The organism is Bdellovibrio sp. HCB209 (genome assembly GCF_047306065.1).
In the GTDB taxonomy this organism is placed as follows: Bacteria; Bdellovibrionota; Bdellovibrionia; order Bdellovibrionales; family Bdellovibrionaceae; genus Bdellovibrio.
Window position 1 is genome coordinate 2,696,014 of record NZ_CP178618.1, and the last position, 15,936, is coordinate 2,711,949.

General features: G+C 44.8%; 12 protein-coding genes. 10 read left to right on the forward strand and 2 right to left on the reverse strand.

Translation table 11 applies throughout. The features are described from left to right. Positions 1–9: 9 nt before the first annotated feature. Complete coding sequence (locus ACLVWP_RS13110) at positions 10–2,067, forward strand: transglycosylase SLT domain-containing protein (RefSeq protein ID WP_413557820.1); 2,058 nt, start codon at positions 10–12, stop codon at positions 2,065–2,067. Here ACLVWP_RS13110 and ACLVWP_RS13115 read toward each other — a convergent pair whose 3' ends face one another. After that, positions 2,068–2,571 carry a hypothetical protein gene (locus ACLVWP_RS13115; RefSeq protein ID WP_413557822.1) on the reverse strand — a complete coding sequence of 168 codons (504 nt, stop codon included), beginning with the start codon at positions 2,569–2,571 and terminating at the stop codon, positions 2,068–2,070. A 118-nt stretch (positions 2,572–2,689) separates the two neighbouring features. Between ACLVWP_RS13115 and ACLVWP_RS13120 the strand changes: the two genes are divergently transcribed. The 4 genes from ACLVWP_RS13120 (at position 2,690) to ACLVWP_RS13135 (ending at position 6,953) form a co-directional block, all read left to right on the forward strand. After that, positions 2,690–4,057 carry a S8 family peptidase gene (locus ACLVWP_RS13120; protein ID WP_413557823.1) on the forward strand — a complete coding sequence of 456 codons (1,368 nt, stop codon included), beginning with the start codon at positions 2,690–2,692 and terminating at the stop codon, positions 4,055–4,057. A gap of 70 nt (positions 4,058–4,127) precedes the next feature. Then, complete coding sequence (locus ACLVWP_RS13125) at positions 4,128–4,853, forward strand: glycosyltransferase family 2 protein (RefSeq protein ID WP_413557824.1); 726 nt, start codon at positions 4,128–4,130, stop codon at positions 4,851–4,853. Between the two features lie 308 nt (positions 4,854–5,161). After that, complete coding sequence (locus tag ACLVWP_RS13130; RefSeq protein WP_413557825.1) at positions 5,162–6,328, forward strand: hypothetical protein; 1,167 nt, start codon at positions 5,162–5,164, stop codon at positions 6,326–6,328. Further along, positions 6,300–6,953, forward strand: coding sequence for a UDP-N-acetylglucosamine acyltransferase (locus ACLVWP_RS13135; protein ID WP_413557827.1), 654 nt, complete (start codon positions 6,300–6,302; stop codon positions 6,951–6,953). Before ACLVWP_RS13130 ends, ACLVWP_RS13135 begins: the two co-directional genes overlap by 29 nt. 49 nt (positions 6,954–7,002) lie before the next feature. Here ACLVWP_RS13135 and ACLVWP_RS13140 read toward each other — a convergent pair whose 3' ends face one another. Beyond that, entirely contained in the window at positions 7,003–7,851 is an 849-nt protein-coding gene (locus ACLVWP_RS13140) for a hypothetical protein (RefSeq protein WP_413557828.1), read from the reverse strand. Between the two features lie 33 nt (positions 7,852–7,884). Here ACLVWP_RS13140 and lnt point away from each other — a divergent pair, with 33 nt between their 5' ends. The 5 genes from lnt (at position 7,885) to ACLVWP_RS13165 (ending at position 15,800) form a co-directional block, all read left to right on the forward strand. Continuing rightward, on the forward strand, positions 7,885–9,501 hold the full coding sequence (lnt, locus tag ACLVWP_RS13145) for an apolipoprotein N-acyltransferase (protein ID WP_413557830.1): 1,617 nt from the start codon (positions 7,885–7,887) through the stop codon (positions 9,499–9,501). Then, positions 9,479–11,812 carry an endonuclease MutS2 gene (locus ACLVWP_RS13150; RefSeq protein WP_413557831.1) on the forward strand — a complete coding sequence of 778 codons (2,334 nt, stop codon included), beginning with the start codon at positions 9,479–9,481 and terminating at the stop codon, positions 11,810–11,812. The genes lnt and ACLVWP_RS13150 overlap by 23 nt, the downstream gene beginning before the upstream one ends. Before the next feature lie 14 nt (positions 11,813–11,826). Next, complete coding sequence (locus ACLVWP_RS13155) at positions 11,827–13,272, forward strand: lipase maturation factor family protein (RefSeq protein WP_413557833.1); 1,446 nt, start codon at positions 11,827–11,829, stop codon at positions 13,270–13,272. Positions 13,273–13,553: 281 nt separating this feature from the next. After that, positions 13,554–13,961: a hypothetical protein gene (locus ACLVWP_RS13160; RefSeq protein ID WP_413557834.1), complete on the forward strand. Its 408-nt coding sequence runs from the start codon at positions 13,554–13,556 to the stop codon at positions 13,959–13,961. Between the two features lie 90 nt (positions 13,962–14,051). Next, complete coding sequence (locus tag ACLVWP_RS13165) at positions 14,052–15,800, forward strand: hypothetical protein (RefSeq protein WP_413557836.1); 1,749 nt, start codon at positions 14,052–14,054, stop codon at positions 15,798–15,800. Positions 15,801–15,936 lie beyond the last annotated feature (136 nt).

Consider the following 15,936-nt stretch of genomic DNA (forward strand, 5'->3'; position numbering starts at 1 on the left):
GCTTACTTCATGCCTCGTTTAATTATCGCCCTTTCATTTTTATCAGTTCTAATGGGTTGTACGACAACTTCGCATCAAGACACCCGCTTTGAAAAACGCCTTATCCCACAAGACAATCCAGAATGGATTCGACTTTATACTCAGAAGTCTTGTGCGAACTTCAAGCAGCTTTCAGCCACTCAAGACTTTCCTTTAAAAGATCTTGCTCTGCTTCGTGCCTATGAAACCTGCCCAGCTGGAGAACAACTCAACGTTCTTCCGGAAAGCATCAATCCTTGGTACTCAGTTCTTTTTGCTGACATTCGTTTGAAAGAGTCTGCGGAGACTACGGATTTAAAAGACGACTTCACGGCCTACTTTGAGAAAGCTGCTGTTGAAAGTAATAAAAAGAAAAAGGAAGACTACCTTTTGAAGGCATTGTCCTTCGCTAAAAAATTAGAGTCTCAAGAGTATGAGGCTTTGACTCAAGCGGAGCTTTATAAAAACTCTCCCCGCCTGAACCCATCTCCAGCATTTAAAGAACTTAGCAATGTCGCCATGGACCATCGTTTCCATCGCGAGTTCGATCAAGCCCTTGCGACTTACAGAAAAATTCTATCTTCTAAAGACGCTTCTGCGGATGACAAATTCCAAGCTACTAAAAATATCCGCATGACTTACAAGGTGGCTCAACGTCGCCAAGAATACATCAATGCAACTTCCGAACTAGTGAACACGGCTCAAAAGCAATATCGCGCTAATAAAAAAGATCGCAAAACCATAGCTCGCTATCATGATTCGATGGTTCTTTTGGCTCGCACTTTGTGGACTGAAGATCAAGGCACGATGGCATCCAAGACTTTGAATGAAACAAATCGTCTTTTAAAGGGACTATACCCGATGGACGAGGTTTATTTTATTCAAGGCCGAATTGCTGAAGAAAAAGGTCAGTTCGAGAAAGCTTTAGAGTTTTACGAAGAAAGCTACAAACAACCCGTCAGCCAAGGTGGCTTGCGTGATAAACTCGCGTGGTTGAAATCTTGGAACTACTACAAACTGCAACGCTATGATGAGGCTGCAACGAGCCTTCTACAAATGCGCGATACAGTTAAAGACGCTTCTGACAAAGCCAAAGCAAAATTCTGGTTGGCGCGTGCTTACAAAAATCTAAATAAGACCACTGAGGCGACAGCTGAACTTGAGAGTCTGATCAAAGAAGATCCTCTTGGTTACTATGGCGTCCTTGCCTATCGTGAAATGAATCGCGAATATCCTGTGATCAAAGCGAATGCACAAGAAAGCGGAAACGCGTCTTTGCTGAATGTAGATGAGCTGCAAGGCCGATTGCGCCTGCAAATTGAATGGCTTATTGCCGTCAACGAAAAGCCGTTCGCGGAGAAAGCTCTGAACCAAGCTTCGGAGGACTTGAAAAAAGCAAATATCACTTCTGAAAAGACATGGCTAACGATGTTCTCAGCATACGCTCGCGCGGGTCTTTATATGCCGCTGTTTTCAACTCTCGGCTCACTTCAGCCCGAAGTTAAAGACCGTTTGTTAAATGATCATCCTGATCTTTTATTCCCACAGCCATACGGCGACATCGTAGCAGGTGCTTCTCAAAAAAGCGGCATCCCGCAAGAGTTTATTTACTCTATCATTCGCCAAGAATCTGCGTTCGATCCGGAAGCTCGCAGCCCTGTAGATGCATTTGGTTTGATGCAGCTTTTACCAAGCGTATCTAAGAATCTAGCGAACACATATGGCCTGGAATACAAAGAGGCTTTGGATCTTTATAAACCGGAGATCAATATTCCCCTTGGAGCATTTGAACTAAAAACTTTGATGAAGAAGTACAATAGTCAGTACATTCTTGCGGTTTCTGGATACAACGCGAATGACTCCGCAATTCGTGGATGGATGAAAACTCGCTTCAGACCCGATGCTGTGGAATTTATCGAAGAAGTTCCTTACGAAGAAACTCGTGCGTACATCAAACTTACGATGAGAAATTATGTTTTCTACAATCGCCTACTTCATGCTCCGCAGGCGATCAAGTTTCCGGAAGAGTTACTAAGCTTTAAAAAATAGTTAAGGCCAATCACAATCCGTTGAAGTTCCTGCTGAACTGTAGTCAGGAACTTGCAGCGGAGTCAGATCTACATTCGTTAAATCCGTAGCCGTCGAATCACCTGAATTTAATTGCAGTTTTAATGTGTTGAAATTGACTTCTCGAAGAGGGAAACGAATCGTTTTTGGGGACACAGTCCCGCCCGTTACTGAAGCCACCATTTCGTTTTCTCCGGAAGAGGTAACATCACCCCCCTCAACATCCCATGAGCCGGTCATTTCACATTTTGTGGGAGTTCCATTCACATACCGCACAGACTGATAGCTAAACTGAGATCCATCTGCTTTTAAAAAGATCTTATTATAAATAGACAAACTATCCCCGTCGTCCGTCAGCAATCCTTCTTGAAGATCATGATAGGTAACGTCTTGGCTCAAACTACCGAAATCGGCAGAGCCAGAACCTAGATCATTTGAGCATGCAGCTAGAAACACGATGAACGTTACAACGAGTGACTTTTTCATATTCACCTCATCGGCGATGCTGGACCTGCCTTTAATTGTCTCACTTCGAGACGCTTCTTTCTACTACACCTCGACTGAAATCTGCCGATAAGCCAAGTGTAGAAAAGGGGAACTTTTCATGTTTTCTCGCAAGTGGTTGTTAGCATCAGGTGCTGTCGGCGTGATCTTCTTTGGAGGCCTCGGGGCTTATCTATATATTTCAGACAGCACATCCCCTTCCCGTTCGCAAAGCTCTAGTAAATTCAATAAGAAAGACGGACGTCTTTTTGAAAACTCTACGATCACATCACAAACAGACAAAGTTGAAGATGAGCCGAGTGCTCTCTTCAACGATCCTGCTATCAGCCAAGCTTGGGGTTTGAAAAAATCTGACGCCGCTCGCGCCTGGTCTGTAACTCGTGGGAGCAAAGACATTGTGGTTGCTGTGATCGACACAGGTATTGACGCTAACCACGAAGACTTGGATAAGAACCTTTGGATCAACCCAGGCGAGTCAGGTCTTGATTCCAAAGGTCGTAACAAAGCGACGAATGGTATTGATGACGATGGTAACGGTTTCGTTGACGATGTGAATGGTTGGAACTTTGTTTCTAACAACAATAAGCTCGATGACAATCACGGACACGGTACTCATATTGCGGGTATCATTGGTGCTGAAGCTGGCAATGGTAAAGGGATCACAGGTATCTCTCCGGAAGTCAGCATCATGGTTCTAAAATACTATGACCCGAAAGTTCCGAATACAGATAACTTGAAAAACACAGTTGCTGCTATTAGATACGCCGTAAAAATGGGCGCTAAGATCATCAATTATTCCGGTGGTGGTACAGAGTTCTCTCAGGAAGAACATGATGCCGTTCAAGAAGCCGAGAAAAGCGGAATTCTTTTCGTCGCAGCTGCTGGGAATGAGCGATCGAACTCAGATCAACATCATTACTACCCTGCCGACTATAAATTAAAGAACATCATCTCTGTAACTGCTATTGACCCTTCAACTCAGGTTTTGAATTCTTCAAACTATGGAGTTGAAACTGTTGATATCGCAGCTCCAGGCCAAAACATTCTGTCTTGCCTGCCTGGTAACTCTTACGGTTATATGACTGGGACATCTCAAGCTACAGCCTTTGTTACAGGTGCCGCAGTTCTGGTTATGGCGAACAAACAGGCCTTCACCGCAACTGATGTTAAAAAGTACATCCTATCAACAGGTGATGCACAAACTCAGCTTGCCTCAAAAACTCGTACATCACGTCAGCTTAATCTCTACAAAGCTCTAACGATTTTAGACCAGGGCGTATCAGCCTCTGGAGTCGTTACCGTGAACGTCGACAGCATGCAAAAGCTAGGAGCCGATCCCAATGAAGCACCAGCCGGTAGAGCAGCCAATGAAGTCAGCACTTTTGGTCGCTCACTAATCAATGCTATTGGCGGGAAGCCAAAACCTAGTCGTATCGGCACCAAAGCCAGCGACGGAGACAACTTCTAAATACACTCGACTTTAGGCTGTTTCATTCTTCCTGATAGAGAAGGTCGCTTTCGTCTGCAATAATCCTATTATGCAAACACAGCCATCAATTCTTCTAATTATCGTTAACTACAATCAAGAACGAGAAATTGAAAAATTTCTCGTTTCCTTGTCGTCCTATTGGCCCAATCAGCACTCAATTCTAGTTGATGACGGCTCAACAGATAGATCACATATAATAGCTGAAAATTTGGGATTCACCGTAATAAGACATCAAAATAATCAAGGCGTAGGAGCCGCTATTCGTACGGGAATAGACCATGCAAAATCTAAAGGATATGATTGTGTTCTAATCATGTCTTCGAATGGAAAAATGATTCCAGCCGAAATACCCACAATAGTAACACCAATTCTTCAAGACAAGGCTGACTATGTTACTGGCAGTCGCTTTCTAATCGGTGGAGACTCCCCCGGACTTTCCAATTTCCGTCGCTTATCTATTCCAATATTTTCATTTATCTGCACAATGCTTTTGAGAAGAAAATTTTCAGATATAACGTGTGGCTTTCGTTGTTATAAAATTGATTTTCTATTTAATGGATCATGCAACATCCATCAAGAATGGCTGTCTCGATACGAACTCGAATACTATATCCACTATTGGGCTTGCGATCAAAACCTACGTATTTGCGAGGTTCCGGTAACTATCAAGTATTCGCATCTTGAAAAAAATCGCACGAGCAAAATTCGCCCTGTCCTTGATTGGTGGTCTATGATCAAGCCCTTATTCTTCTTAAGGCTTAGACTAAGAAAATGAAATCCACCTTAAAGATAATAATCCCCGCATTTTGCATCATTATACTTTGTTGCTTCTTCAAATCACGATACCTGTCCGCCGACTCGGGGGTAAACTCGTCCGGTGGCGACTATAGTGCCCACCTCAACATAAGCGAGCACCTTTGGAATAACGACCTATTTCCATCCCTAACTCAGGACAAAGTCGGCGTGCACGCCACATCAAAGTATTTACCAATTTATCATGGAATATTAGGATTCCACTCTTTATCATGGGTCCTCGAGACAATCGGAGTACCAAGACCTGGCGCCTACGCTTTGATCAATGATATGTCTCTTCTGATCATCTTCTTGGTATTTATTTTTATTACGTTAGACAACTGGCGAAAAGAAAATCGGGCTGATCTTTTAATTGCAGGATTTCTTTTTTTTCCAATTTATTACAACTACTTTACAAAATCCGTAGATGCCGGATTCTATTCTCTACTACTATCTCAGTCGTTAATTGCATTAGGAATATACTTATTTTCCCGTAACTACGGAAGACTGGCATGGCCGTTCATCCTATACGCATTTTTTTCCTATCCGGACTCTCTGATTTGGTTTATCCCCATTCTGCTTTTTACACGTCAAAGATTATTCATTTACTTGTTCGTCATCGCAATTCCCCTATGGCTCGCTATGGCGGCCATTCCTTTGAATCGAGGCGCCCTCATGGGGGCATTCGTGTCGTCATTAATTCCTTGGTTAGGAGTTGTTGGCTTTTTTCTATTATTTGGCACGAGAATTTGGAAATTCGACAAAAAACTAGCAGTCACAACTTTCATTTTTTCAACTTACTCTACAGTTTTACTTCTATTTACTTCTCGGTTTTATAACCCGAGCTATTACGGTGTAAAACTATCTTCATTTGCCTATATCTTACTGCCTTATCTATTTATCAAAATTCCTATTTTTTACAGTCGAAGAGGTAAAATTCTAACCTGTTGTATATTATACTTTATGATATCTTCAGACACCCTTTGGAGCTCTTCTAGTTCACATTACTTCGAACAACACTCATCGTTTAACAACTCCGAATACCAAATAGCGAGAACACTTCAGAACGAAATTTTAAAGACCGACTGCACCCAATCTACAACCTATGCAATACCCGCTTTCGGGGCAGAAGCATCACTTAGTAAACTATCAAGCTATAATGCGTTACTTATTAATTATGACCTCTATTCGTTGGAACTCAAATCAGATGGACTCCGTGAATTAGTTGGGCTGAACAAAGCACTAGGCACCTATGGCCAGTTTATAAACAACGTACTTAAACTTGAGGTCACTCCCTGGATAACTTCTTTCGAAGATCGCATTAAGGAAACAAATCCCCAGTTAGACTTTTGCCTTGCCGTTTCTAAAGAATACTCAAGTAACTTTGCAAAAAGTCAGTACTTTGAGAAACTGTATGCAGGAGAACAGTTTGTCTATTTCAAACCTAAGAAACCTTAAGCACGCCAATTATATTCACCCGACCGCCGTGATCGACGATAGCGTTGTTCTTGGTGAGGGAAACTACATTGGCCCTTACTGCATCATCGGTAAAGATGTACAAATTGGTAACAACAACCGTCTGGAAGCACACTGCTCGATTGGCACTCCCCCTGAACATCGTGATTTTTGGACTGGCTCTTATAAATCAGTAGTGATCGGCAACGATTGCATCATCCGTGAATACGCGACGGTAAACTCAGGCACTACCACAAACACCACAATCGGTAACGGAGTAAGCCTCCTCCACGCTTGTTATGTGGCCCACGACTGCATCGTTGGCAATAACGTCACGATCTCAGGCAACTCTGCAATGGGTGGCCACTGCGTAATTCTTGACGGCGCTAATATCGGTCTTAATGTTTCGATTCATCAATACAGCGTAATCGGTCATTACGCCATGCTTGGCATGGGTACCGTCATCACTAAGAAAAGTAAAATTGAACCTATCAAAACGTACGTCGGAAATCCCGCTCGATATTTAAAACCAAATCAGTACGCAGTGACAAAAAATAAACTAAGCGTTCAAGATATCGAAAGATTTAACAACGAATACCAACTCGCCTACGAAAAAATGCGCAAATAAAAAAAGGCAGTCGAAAGACTGCCTTTTTCAATTCCAAAATATAAACCAATTAATCCATAAAATCAGACAAAGACAAACGACCGCGAACCATGACGATCAATCCAACCGCCATGCACGACAGGGCCACGCCCACTCCGACCAAGTTGCGGTGACCAAGGCTTAACAAGCCCCACAGGATCAACAAAGCACTCAAAGCAAACGGACCGATGTAAACCCACTTCATCCATTTCGGACGATCTGCATGAGCAGGATTTTTAACCTTCATCGTTGGCTTTTGGGAAATCCCCACCATCATAATGCTGTTGATACGCGCAAGCATTTGATCACAAAGAGCATCCCCGCCTTGAGCGGCCTTGATCTCTTCGTACTTCATCGTTGCAAAACGAAGCGCATCCAATTCAGCACAGCTCTTAATAAAAGCTTCGTGCAAATTTTCATCTTCAAAATTTTCTAAAATATTTTTCCACTTACGCACCAAGCTTGGTTGGGCACGCAAATTAGGATCTTGTGGCAAGCCCTCTAACCGTTCGAATAAAACGTGGCAAGAATAACATTCTTGAGCACGGCGACCGTTCAAAGCCCCACATTTCGGGCAAGACTTCATTTCCTGATTCTGAACTTGATGAGCCGTTGGCTCAGACGCCACAACCGCCTCAGAAGCAGCCGCCATCACGGACGCAAAGATGTCTTCAGAGTTTTGCTGCACATTGGCGCGAGCCTCGACAGCTGGAGCTGGAACCAAGAAAGTGACGACATTCGCCGCATCCACTGGAGGGTTCTCAAAGCCGAAACGATTTTCACAGGACATGCACTGAAATACAGGAGTGTCCGAGTGAAGATCTTCACTCGCAACTTCGTACAACTTAGCGCATGACGGACATCTGACTTTGAATTTCACGTGGACTCACTCACTCTTTGTGTTACTAATACCATGATGAAGAAAGCCGCACAATTATTCAAGCACAAAGCCTACGAATTACGTTGGGCATTACTCTCTGGGATTTTAGTTGGCACAAGCTACATTCCGTTCCCACCTTGGGCACTCCTTTTTTGTTATGCACCTTTGTGGTTTTCCATCACAGAAGGCAATTCTCCCTCTGTAAAAAAGGCTTTTTGGAGTGGCTGGGTCACGCAGTTTTTGCTGACTGCCATTGGTTTTCATTGGATTGCCTACACAGCTCACGTGTTCGGAGCGATGCCGTGGTCGGTTTCCATCGCAGCTTTGCTACTATTTTGTGCTTTCATGCATCTCTACATTCCAACGGCAGCCGCCGTGGGAGTATGGTTGCAGCGCCGTTTTCAGCTTTCGCGAATCCAAACTCTATTCACGATTGCCTTGCTCCATGCGCTTTTGGAAAGAACATGGCCGGTTATTTTTGACTGGCACCTCGGATACACTCTTTTAGGAGCCCACATCCCGGCTTATCAATGGGCCGACGTGATTGGCTTTGCGGGCCTATCGGCACTTATTCTGATTTTCAACGCCTGGGCGACAACAATTTGGCTGAAATTCAAAACTTCACGCCAACAAGCCGGACTGCATTTGGCGGCCTTCATTGCCGTCATCGTATTTTTGATCGCCGGAGGCGCTTACCACAAAGCCCCTTGGGACCACTTTGACCAAGAATTCAAAACCACCGTCATCCAAGCCAACATCGGCAACTCCGATAAAATTCAGGCGGAGCAAGGCCGTGGCGCACAAGAGTTCATCACACGCAAGTTCACTGCCATGACGATGGACGCTTTTGCAAAATACCCTGATACAGATTTGTTTGTTTGGCCGGAAACAGCCTTCCCCGATTATTTGGATCAACGTCTTTTGGGTCGCAAGCACACGCAAATGCTTGCCCAAGGGATGGCCACTTTGGATCGCCCGATTCTAACGGGCGCTTACTCACGCAGTCCCGTTTTGGATGCCCACCGTGATGAGGCGACTTTCAACGCTCTGTTTCTTATTGATGGCCGAGGCAACAACCTCGATGCGCCTTATTTGAAAACCAACCTTTTGGCTTTCGGCGAGTACCTGCCTCTCAGTGAAAAATTCCCGATTCTTCTCAAGTGGCTTCCATTTATTTCGAATTTTGGTCGCGGCAAAGGTCCTCACGCCATTTCTTGGAACCACAAGGGAGAGCCGATTCGTTTGGGCGGTCAGATCTGCTACGAGGGGCTGGACCCACAATTCTCGCGCGGATTGATTGCAGACAAGTCCGACATTTTAGTGAACGTCACGAACGACTCTTGGTTCGGCCAACCTTCTGAACCACTTCAGCATATGTACATGACACTGGCGAGAGGCATTGAAACTCGCCGCCCGCTCATCCGTTCGACCAACACTGGCATCAGCACGGTGATTTGGGCCAACGGTGACCTTCAACAAAAATCCCCACTTCATCAAGAATGGGCGGGGCAATTTACTGTAAAATACCGCAAGGACGCCCCGGTGACTGCTTATGTAAAATGGGGTCACTATGATTGGATTGTTCTTTTACTCGCGCTTACTGGCATTGTTCTAATTGGAGCCCTTCATGCAAGATCTCGTCGTCCTTGATTGGATTGAAATTCTAGAAAAAATTAAATCGCATGCGACCAGCGATATCGCACGTGAAGCAATCCTTGATATCAAACCTCTAGCTTCGGCAGAGGAAGCCTACATCAGCTTCCAAGAAATTTCAGATGCGACCGAGGTTTTGAATCAAGGTGTGCGTCCCTACATGCAAAGTTTGGATTTGTACTCCACGTGGATTGCGCGCTTAAAAAAGAAAGCGGTTCTAAAAACTTTAGAGATCAAAGACGTTCGCAGTTTTTGCATTGAGGCCTTAGCACTTAAAGAAGCCTTGGAGCCTCTTGAAAACAATAAATGGGCAAAACGCATTCACGACAGCATCATGGATGCTGAAGAGCCTTTGTCTGCCATCGATCAAATCCTCACTCCGGGTGGCGACATCCGTTCCGACGCCAGCGAAAAGCTTTACAACCTGTTTAAGGAAAAAGAGCGCCTCGCTCGCGAAGTTCAATCTACTTTAGATCGCTTGGTTAAAGATCATCAGATGGAATCTGTGATCCAAGATAAATTCGTAACGACTCGTGAAGGCCGTTGGGTTCTTCCGGTGCGCGCGGGAATGCAGAGTAAACTTCCAGGGGTGATCCACGGAGCTTCTCAAAGTAAGCAAACCGTTTTCGTCGAACCAGAAAAAGTAATTCCCACAAACAATCGCCTGCGCCAAGTTGAGGCCGAGATTGAAGACGAAATCGAAAGACTTCTAACTGAGCTTTCCCACTATCTGTCGTCTCAATCAACCGATATTGAAAGCACACGCATCTTGATGGAAGAGGGCGATCTACGCTTCTCTCAAGCCCAGTTCACAAATCAGATCACCGGACACGCCATCGAATTCAGTACCGATGCGATGGAGCTGATCGAAGTTCGCCATCCCCTGCTACAATTAAGCGGCAAGAACGTTGTTTCCAATACAGTTCTTCTGGATGAGAAAAAAAGTATTTTGCTATTAAGCGGTCCCAATGCCGGTGGTAAAACTGTATTGCTAAAATCGATCGGCCTTGCCGCTCAAATGGCAAGATGTGGTCTTCCGATCTGCGCCAGCGAAACATCGCGTATTCCATTCTTTAAAGATGTCTTAATCGGTATCGGTGACAGTCAAAGTGTTGACGAAGAGCTTTCTACGTTCGCGGCTCACTTAAAAATTCTGGGCAAGGCTGCAGCAGTCAAAGGTCACCAAAATCTAATCCTCATCGATGAGATCTGCGGATCAACAGATCCCGAGGAAGGAAGTGCCTTAGCGCGCGCCTTCATCGAAGAATTCTCTGCGAACAATGTCTTTGCAGTTGTGACATCTCACTTAGGACCTTTGAAAGCGGGCTGGGATGAAGAAAGCCGCGTGCTGAACGGAAGCATGGAGTACGATCCTAAAACGGGTCGTCCAACGTATCAGTTCCTTGCTGGTATTCCCGGTGACTCTTTGGCGATTCAAACAGCGAAACGCGTGGGCGTTGCTCAATCCATCGTACAACGTGCCATGGACGTGTTAGCTCCAGCCACTCGCGCGCGCCTTGAAGGCCTTGAACAAATCGAACGTCTAAAAAGTGACATCGCGATTTTACAAGACCATCTTCGCAAAGAAACCAAAAAGGCTGTTGAAACTAAAAATAAGTACGAAGGTTTGCTAGCCCAATTCAATAAAGACAAAGAAGAATGGCTACAAAGAACTCTGAAAAAAGCCGAGCGCAAAGTCGAAGAGGCCATCGCTCAAGCTAAAGTTGCTGAGACATTCAAACGTCACGCAGCTTTGCAAGAGATCAAGTACCAGTTGCCGGAGATCGTAAAAGCAAAACCTACGGTTCAACCAGGAGCTCCGCAAACAGCAGAGGAATTTGCTAAAAAATTCCCTCCTGGTGCAAAGGTGTTTGTTCCTACATTGAACCAAGACGGTATCGTGCAAAGTGCACCGAACAACAAGGGCGACCTGTTGATCCTATCGGGTTCTGTACGTCTGCAAGTAAATTGGCAAGATCTGCGTTTACCTGGCAAACCTCAAAATCCGACATCACAGTTGGTGCGTAAATCTGGCGGCGTGTCGGTAGCTATGGCGGATGATGATCGCACCTTAGATTTGCGCGGCAAAACTGTCGAAGAAGCTCTGGAAGAACTTGAGCTTGCCTTAGACAGAGCAGCGACAACTCGTGAAGATCGTCTTAAAGTTATTCACGGTCACGGCACTGAGGCTTTGAAAAAAGCCGTACGCACTTACTTGTCTCGCTCCGTTTATGTCAAAAAATGGAAAGCCGGATCTCCAGAAAATGGTGGTGATGGTATCACGTGGGTTGAAGTCGGCGAAGCATAACCCAGGAGGGTCTTTTGAATCATTACCTCATTGCGAGTTGGGTGATCTCAAAGACCCTATCCCTCACCTACTTTATTGCGTTTCTTTCTTTGTCCACTCAAGTCTTGGGACTCTACGGATCACGTGGAGTTCTTTCGATCGATCATCTTTTAAATATTCTGGATAAAGAGCTCGGCGTTTCGCGCTTTCGTCATTTTCCTTCCCTATTCTGGTTTGCCTCAGGTGATTTTGTTTTAAAGGCCGCTTGCCTTGTGGGAATGCTTGCTTCGACGTTGGCCTTCCTTGGATTCAGCCAGTCGTGGATGCTGCTACTGTGTTGGCTTTTATATTTGTCTTTCTCAAGCACGGGCCAAGTTTTCCTCTCTTACCAATGGGACAACCTGCTGCTAGAAACAGGCTTCATCGCACTCTTCTTTGCTCCCTTCGCCCTTGAATGGATTCCATTTCAAGCGTACGAAATTCATCCAATGGTGATGGCCTTGGTGTGGTTGCTTTTGTTTAAGCTTATGTTTTCTTCAGGAATCGTCAAAATCACCAATAAAGATCCTGACTGGAAAAATCTTTCGGCCCTGCGCTTTCATTACTGGTCACAACCGCTGCCGAATCCCATCGCGTGGTTTATCGATAAAGCTCCTTTATGGTTTCATAAAATAAGCTGTGGCTTGATGTTTATGGTTGAGATCTTTGTGCCCTTCTTTATTTTGTCTCCAGGAAAAATCGCCTTTGCGGGAGCACTGCTTTTAGTAGGCCTGCAAATTTTGATTGTCCTAACAGGAAATTTTGCATTTTTTAATTTGATCACAATCGGCCTCGCGCTCTCCACTATCGCTGACGATTTCTGGGTTTTCACGGACACCAGCTGGATCCGGCCAATTGGAGTTTCAACAGAAATCGCGGTGATCGCATTAGTCGTATTGGTTCCAGGAAATTTATTTTGGATATTTAAGACGATCTTTGAAAAAACCAAGGTCTTAGATTTCATGCTCCCTTGGATGCGTTTCTTATTTCCCTTTAAAATCACCAATCCCTATGGCCTTTTTGCCGTCATGACAAAGACTCGCCCGGAATTAGTTCTTGAGGGTAGCAATGATGGCGAAACGTGGGTTGAGTACGAATTCAAACACAAACCCACAAAACTCAACCGAGCCCCTACTTTTATCGCTCCCTTTCAACCGCGCTTAGACTGGCAAATGTGGTTTGCCGCTCTAGAGAGTTTCAATGAAAACATGTGGCTGCAGAATCTTGTCACTCGCATGTTTGATGAATCTCCCGAGATGAAAGAGTTCTTTAAGCACGATCCCTTCGACGGACATTCACCGAAATTCCTGCGCTTCGTGCGCTATAACTATCATTTCGGTACATGGCAGGACCTAAAATCGAAGGGTCAATGGTGGACCCGCGACGGTTTTTCTGTGTATTCCCCAATTTTCGCACGTGATGATGAGTCCGAAGCTCCTTAGAAAGTGTGTGCAAAGTTGACAGCTGTCTAAACCGTCACGCGGTATTTTCGCTATGAATTCCAATGACTTCAGAAAACTCAAGTGGTCGGCTCAAGATAAGCCGAACGCAAAAATAAATTGGAGATTTTTCGCGGAAACTCGCAAAATGGTTTTTAGGGGAAATTCTAACCAAAGGCTAGGTAGTCATGCACAACTATCGGGACTTTATTTTACGCGAACTCGAAAGACGTCAGAAAAAGAATCCGTCTTACTCACTCAGAGCATTTGCCAGAGATTTGGAAATGCCCTCTTCACGACTCAGCGAAATTCTGAATCGTAAGATGGGACTGTCCGAAGCTAGAGCAATCAATCTGGCTGAAAGACTGAATCTGTCTCAACCTGAGAAAGAGTACTTTATCGACTTAGCACTCTCAGAACATGCGCGTAGCGCTGTAATGAAAGAGATGGCTTTACGTCGTGTGAAGGCTCGGACTGAGTTGATGGCGACGATTGAAACTCGAGACCTTAGTGGTCTCTCTGAAGGCGCACATCTAGCGATTCAGATCAAACGGGAGCAATACGCTCATGCGCTCGAGAAGATTAAAACCTTCCAAGAGCAGCTAGCTAAAGAGCTAGAAGCACCCACAGAGAGTGATTCGGTCTACAATCTAACCGTACGGTTGATTGAATCCAACACGACAAATGAATAATAACTAGACCCCCTCAAAGCTATTTGAGGGGGATTTATTTCGCAAAATCGTTCAAAATAGACTGATAGATATCTATTGGGAGATTTGGACGTGAGTAAAGCGAGATATACAGCGGCAAGCATCGGCATTGCCTTATTCATGGGTTACATTGTTGGCAAGGTATACGACAAAGCTCCTCGCCCAAAAAAAATAGAAATCAGAGATTTAGCAAGCTCCAACAAAGTTGAATTCGAAACTTTGAAGTTGAAGGTATTGCCTGATCCTAAAAAATATAGCCATTTTAAAACTTTGGAAGAGGCCGACAATTACATCGAGCCTTTCCACGAAAGACATTCTTTCAAATGGCATCCGGGCTACTCTGTCTCCGCTCCAGCATTTGACTCTAAAAATCGTCCGTACTTCCGTTATCATGACAGAGAGCAAACTGTTCCCGTCACTAATGGCTTTCAGACTTTGAGTCAAAACTCATGGACACACTTCCCGTTCATGACTGGCGTGCTATTGCCACTATATGCAGAAAAAACTGCAGATCTGATTTTACAATCCAAGCAAGACATTTTGTGGGATCCGAAAATGGCGGTCTTCGATAAGAATGACCGCATGTACACGATCCTTCGCATGAAGACGACGGTGTTCAACAAAGACACATCTTACGTGATGATGTACTCTGACGACAGAGGACTCAATTGGTCCGCTCTTCCTCTCGTAGGAACTAAAGATACGGCGTGTGTATTCAGAGTGCTTGGCACCAACGACTGCCCACTGCCAATGCTTTATGATTTAGAGCGCCCTTACAATCGCGCTCCCCTGCAAAGTCCTCCAGCAATGCTCTATTTCTTGAGCGACGGCAAGTTACCGGGGTTTGATAAAACAAACTATTCTTGGCTTGGCACGGTAGGAAAATTATATCTACAACCTATCTCTAAGGACTCTCGCGGAAAACTAGTAGCTGAAAAACCCGTGTTGATCAGCTTAAGCGCCCAAGAGATCGGCTACCGCAGTGGCTCGACGACAAAAATCATCCGCTCCGGCAACAAGTACTTTGTAACTTGGCTTGAAGCGAACCGTGACTTTGTTCCAAAGCTGGATCAGCGTGGCAACCCGATCATGCCTAAGCCCGACAATCAGAACAATCCCTACTCGCAGATTTGGATTGCTGAGTACGACATGAAAACTAAGAAGGTTTCTAAAAAGCCGATCTTAAAAACATGGCCGGTCAATGACACTCACAACCAACCTGGCATCGTACGTACATGGGATGGCAACTTGATCGTCGTCAACGGCGGTCACGGCTCCCACTTCACTTCCACGTATTCCTTGAAACCGGATTCAATTGCTTCATGGAGTCCTGAGACTCCAATGAATACAGCCGATGTGGGTTACAAGAGCAATTATAGCTCCCCGATGTGGACTGGCGGCGGCCAAACATATATTTCGATGATGATTGATGGGAACGACACCGTTCACAGCGTTTATCGTCAATGGGTGCATGATAAGAAGATTTTCGATTTTGAGTACTTCGGCGCACTCGTTTACCAAAGCGGTAAATTCGACAGAAAAAAGAAAACATTCAATTGGAATCCATCTCGTATCTTGGTGTACCCAAATGCTTCAGAATACACTCACTGGTATCAAGTGATGGCGATCGATCGCAAAGACAACATCTATGTTGAATACAGCAACATGCGACCGTATCCACCGTACAAGGTAACAGACGAAGCTGGGAAACCTTCCTTTGTTTCACCGTACCTCAACAACGCACTTCTGCGTTCTGAGAACAACGGCAAGACGTGGTCCCTAGTAAGCGATGATGACCTGATAAAATCGCAAATAAAGTAAACAATAAATTTTAGAAATCCAAACCAGCAGATAACGTTGGTAAAGAAAAATCGCGATGAAGAGCCACAATGAGACACGGCCGCATCGCGATTTTCATTCTTATGTTAAGACATTGATAGTTCCCCGTTGATATTCC